Annotated in this window: 6 protein-coding genes; 3 read left to right on the top strand and 3 right to left on the bottom strand. The window is 74.2% G+C overall.

The genetic code is table 11. The features are described from left to right. Positions 1 to 379, bottom strand: a 379-nt coding sequence (locus tag CCN56_RS20235; protein WP_143664575.1) for an acyl-CoA dehydrogenase family protein, incomplete at its 3' end; no start/stop codon positions are given. Between the two features lie 94 nt (positions 380 to 473). Continuing rightward, positions 474 to 1,625 carry a hypothetical protein gene (locus tag CCN56_RS20230; protein WP_086828758.1) on the bottom strand — a complete coding sequence of 384 codons (1,152 nt, stop codon included), beginning with the start codon at positions 1,623 to 1,625 and terminating at the stop codon, positions 474 to 476. Positions 1,626 to 1,761: 136 nt separating this feature from the next. Between CCN56_RS20230 and CCN56_RS20225 the strand changes: the two genes are divergently transcribed. The 3 genes from CCN56_RS20225 to CCN56_RS20215 are packed head-to-tail and all read left to right on the top strand — an operon-like array spanning position 1,762 to position 3,532. Continuing rightward, positions 1,762 to 2,166, top strand: coding sequence for a DUF4259 domain-containing protein (locus CCN56_RS20225; protein WP_086828756.1), 405 nt, complete (start codon positions 1,762 to 1,764; stop codon positions 2,164 to 2,166). A gap of 60 nt (positions 2,167 to 2,226) precedes the next feature. Then, positions 2,227 to 2,676, top strand: coding sequence for a hypothetical protein (locus CCN56_RS20220; RefSeq protein ID WP_086828754.1), 450 nt, complete (start codon positions 2,227 to 2,229; stop codon positions 2,674 to 2,676). A gap of 34 nt (positions 2,677 to 2,710) precedes the next feature. After that, positions 2,711 to 3,532: a hypothetical protein gene (locus tag CCN56_RS20215; protein ID WP_179199914.1), complete on the top strand. Its 822-nt coding sequence runs from the start codon at positions 2,711 to 2,713 to the stop codon at positions 3,530 to 3,532. Here the strand turns inward: CCN56_RS20215 and CCN56_RS43295 are convergent. Continuing rightward, positions 3,519 to 3,840, bottom strand: a 322-nt coding sequence (locus CCN56_RS43295; RefSeq protein ID WP_179199913.1) for a hypothetical protein, incomplete at its 5' end; no start/stop codon positions are given. The genes CCN56_RS20215 and CCN56_RS43295 overlap by 14 nt on opposite strands.

Here is a 3,840-nt window from a genome sequence, read left to right as displayed (position 1 = left end):
TGCCGGTGCCGCCGAGGGCGACGGCCCCGATCCGCTCCCCACGCGCGAGCGTGCCGGCCGTTTCGTGCCGCCCGGCGCGGTGGAGGAGCTCGGCGGCGAGTACGGAGGGCAGGTGGGGCCCGGGCAGCAGGGCCCGCGCCGCCTCCTCCACGACGACGGCGAGGTCCCCGAGGTCGCCGCCCCCGCCGCCGTGCTCCTCGGGGAGGTGCAGCCCGAGGAGCCCCTGCTCGGCGGCGGCGTCCCAGTAGGCGGGCCGTCCCGTGGCGGTGTCGGGGACGTCCAGGTGCTTGCGGACTTCCTCGGGGGGTACGGCGCGGGTGAGCCAGCCCCGGACGGATCGGGCGAGCTCCCGCTGTTCGTGCGTGATGGCGATGCCCATGGGGCGCAGACTAGAACACGTTCCATTCTGACGGAAGGTCAGATACGGATCGGATCGCCGCGCGGTCGCACCGCCGTTCAGCCGCGCGGGCCCTTCAGCCTTCCGGGAGCTTCTCGGGGCCGCAGCCGATCCGTTCCGCCTCGGCCGCCACGTAGGCGGGGAGCAGGGAACGGGTCAGGTCGAAGGGGAGGCCGTCGACGGCGCGCTTCTGCTCCACGAGGAAGACCACCGGGCCCTTCGGGCACGTCGCCTTGTAGGCGGCGCGCGTCTCGCTCAGCGAGCCGAAGCCCTTGGAGCCCTTGGATCCCTCCACCCGGGCGCCGCCGTGCAGCACGTCCTTGTTGAAGATCGCGGTCAGCGAGGGGTCCTCCACCGTCGTGAACCTGAGGTACGTGTTGGGGAGCGAGCCGCCCACCTCACAACTGCGGACCGGGCCGCCGACGCCGCCGAAGCGCTCCCGCGAGAGCGCCTCACGCTGCTCCCGGGAGAAACCGGCGGGCAGGGCGAAGCCCTCGATCCCGCAGAGCGCGCCCTGCCGGGCCGTCTCCCAGTCGCCGGCCTTCGCCAGGGCACCGGGCGCCGGATACGACTGCGTGCAGCCGAAGGCACGGATCGCCCCGTTGGCGGCGTCCACCACCGCCCGGGCCAGGGCGGCGCGGTCCTCTTCCCACCCCGGAAGCGCGGGGTCGGGATCGGCCCCCGCCCGCCCCAGGGACACGTCGACGACGGTCGCGGCCTCGAAGTCGCCCGGCTTCCCCGTGCACTTCTCGGGAAGCGCGATCCACGCCCGCGAACCGGAGGCCATGCCGGGCAGTCCCTTCCCCAGGGAGACCATGTCCGGGTCCAGGAACTCCGCGGGCCAGCGGTCGCCGTCCATGCCGTACAGACCGTCGAGTTCGTGGACCCGGATGTCCACCGCGCGACGCAGACGACCGTCCTGGAAGCCCGCCACCCGGCAGTTCCCGTACGTGAGGTCGCTGCCGCCGCCCAGACTCTGCTCCTCGGAACGGACCTCCCGGCCCTCGCCGAAGAGCGCGGTCACGGTCCCCTCGCTCAGCGAGTCCCAGCAGGGGGCGGAGCCGCCGACCAGGGGCAGCGTGTCGGTCCGCCAGGCGACGGCCCCGGCGCCGAGCAGAGCGCCGACGAGCCCGGCGACGACCGAGACGCGGGCGGTACGGCTCCGTATCGCCCGCCGCACCCGCGACACCTCTCGCGTCTGCCGTGCCGCCTCGGCCCGCTCGTCCATGTCCCGACCTCCGCGTCGCGTCTCGCGCCACCCGCTCCGGCGGCCCGACGAGCCTAGACCGGCAGGCGGGGGGCGTTGTCAGTGGCGGCTGCCACGCTTCCGGTACAGCCGAGCGACAGCAGAGAGCGAGCACGCCATGGGTACCTGGGACATCGGCCCCTTCGACAACGACACCGCCGCCGACTTCTCGTACCGGGTGGACGAAGCCCCGGCGGAGAAGAAGGCGGAGGTGCTGCGCACGTCGTTCCGCGAGGTCGTCGAGACCGGCGGCGAGTACCTCGACTCGGACCTGGCGGTGGAGGCGATCGCGTCGGCGGCCCTGCTCGCGGCGCAGTGCCCGGGCGGGGAGCCGGTCACCACCTCGTACGGCCCGAAGGAGCCGCTGGGCGTGCTGCCCGAGGAGCTGCGCCCGGCGGCGGTCGAGGCCCTGGACCGGGTCCTCACCGAGCCGTCCGAACTCCTGGAACTCTGGGAGGAGTCGGACGGCGAGGAGTGGAAGGCGGGGGTGCTGAAGCTGCGGGGCGTGCTGGCCGGGGGCTGAGCGCCCGCTCCCCGTCCGCCTACTGTGGAAGGGAGACATGCGTACGAGAACGGGGGTTCCATGGACGTGCGGACGTGGGGGCTGGTCATGGAGATGACCGTGGGGCTCGGGGAGCGCAAGCACACGGAGGCCTACGTGACGGCCCACGTCTCCGGGTCGCGCGAGGACGCGTTGGAGGAGCTGGAGCGCCGGGCGCGAAGCTTCGCACCGGAGCATCCCCGAAGTCCCAAGCGCCGTCGGCTCCTCCGGAAGGAGGACGGGTTCCTGCTCGTCGTGGACGGGGCGTGGCAGTCGTACGTCACCCGGTTCACGGTGGCGGAGTTGTTGGAGGACTCCGCCGCGCCGAAGCCCGCGTCCGGACCGGAGCCCGCGCCCGAACCTCCGGCTCCGGAGCCGGAGTCCGCAGCGGTGGAACCGGAACCCGAGCCGGAACCCGAGCCGGACGTCGAGCGGTACGCGGACGGGGTGCCGGTCAGACCGGCGTGGCTGGGCCGCGACGACCTGCCCTGAGGACGTCCGGCGGACGGGGGGCTACGCTCCCGCCATGTCGAGCATCCGTGCGGTGATCCTGGACCATCGGCGGGCCGACGGCCTGCCTCCGTACGAGCGGCCCCGTCCCGGCGCGCCGCTCGCCCGCCGGGACGGGATCGCCGTCCACGGCCGGACCTGTGCGGTCACCGGCGTCGGCGCCGACGGCCGCACCCTGTGGAAGCACTCCTTCTCCGGGCGGCCGAACGCGGCGCACGTCTCGGGCGGCCGGGTCCTCGTCACCACCGACTCGCTGGAGTACACGGTGTGGGGCCACCTCGGCCCGGCGCTCCTCCTCGACCTCGCCGACGGGCGGCTGGTCGCCGAACTGCGCGGGGCGCGCGGGGCGGCGCGCGGCGGCGGCCGGTTCCTGCTGGGCCTGGAGGGCTACGGCATCTTCGAGACGCGGGAGTACGACCGCGACGGCGACGAGACCGACCGGTGGCCCTCGTACGGGCACTACGTCGTCGGCAGCGGCGTCCGGGTCGTGGAGGCGGACCGGAACACCCCGACGAGGAACCGCGTCGTACGGCTCCTGCCCGGCGGCGTCGTCACGCCCGGCCCCGAGCTGTCCGACCCGCAGCCGCCGAAGCCGGTCGTCCTCCCGGACGGGACCGTGCTGGTGCTCGACGGCGGGGTGCTCCGGGCGGTGGGGCGGGACCTCGGCACGACCGTCCTCGCGAAGCTGAAGAACGTCGGCGACGGCCGGGCGATACGGACCCTGCACCAGGACCGGGAGGGCAGGATCGTCGCGAGCATCGCGGAGCCGCACGCGGTCGACCCGGCGAAGTACACGGTCGAGACCTGGACCCTCCGCCTGTCCCCTACCGGCGCCTGAACCGGAGGACGACGGCGGCGACCGTCGCGGCGACGGCGGTCACCGCCAGGACCAGCAGCCCCGGGTTGACCCACCACGGGACGACCTCCTCGCCCCGGCACACCAGGCTGACGGGCAGGGCGCTGCTGGAGTCCGGGTAGACCATCGCGCCCGCGTTGAACCAGCACGCGTCCTTCGGGAAGAGGGTCGGCAGGTACGACAGGCCGTACAGGTGCAGTGCGCCGCCCGCGAGGTAGGCGAGCCCGGCGATCCAGGCGGCCTTCCTGGCGGGGGTACGACGGGGCCGGGGCGGCGCACTGCACCTGTAC

Source organism: Streptomyces sp. NRRL B-24572 (assembly GCF_002156145.1).
GTDB lineage: Bacteria > Actinomycetota > Actinomycetes > Streptomycetales > Streptomycetaceae > Streptomyces > Streptomyces vietnamensis.
This window is presented reverse-complemented; position numbering and strand designations above follow the sequence as displayed.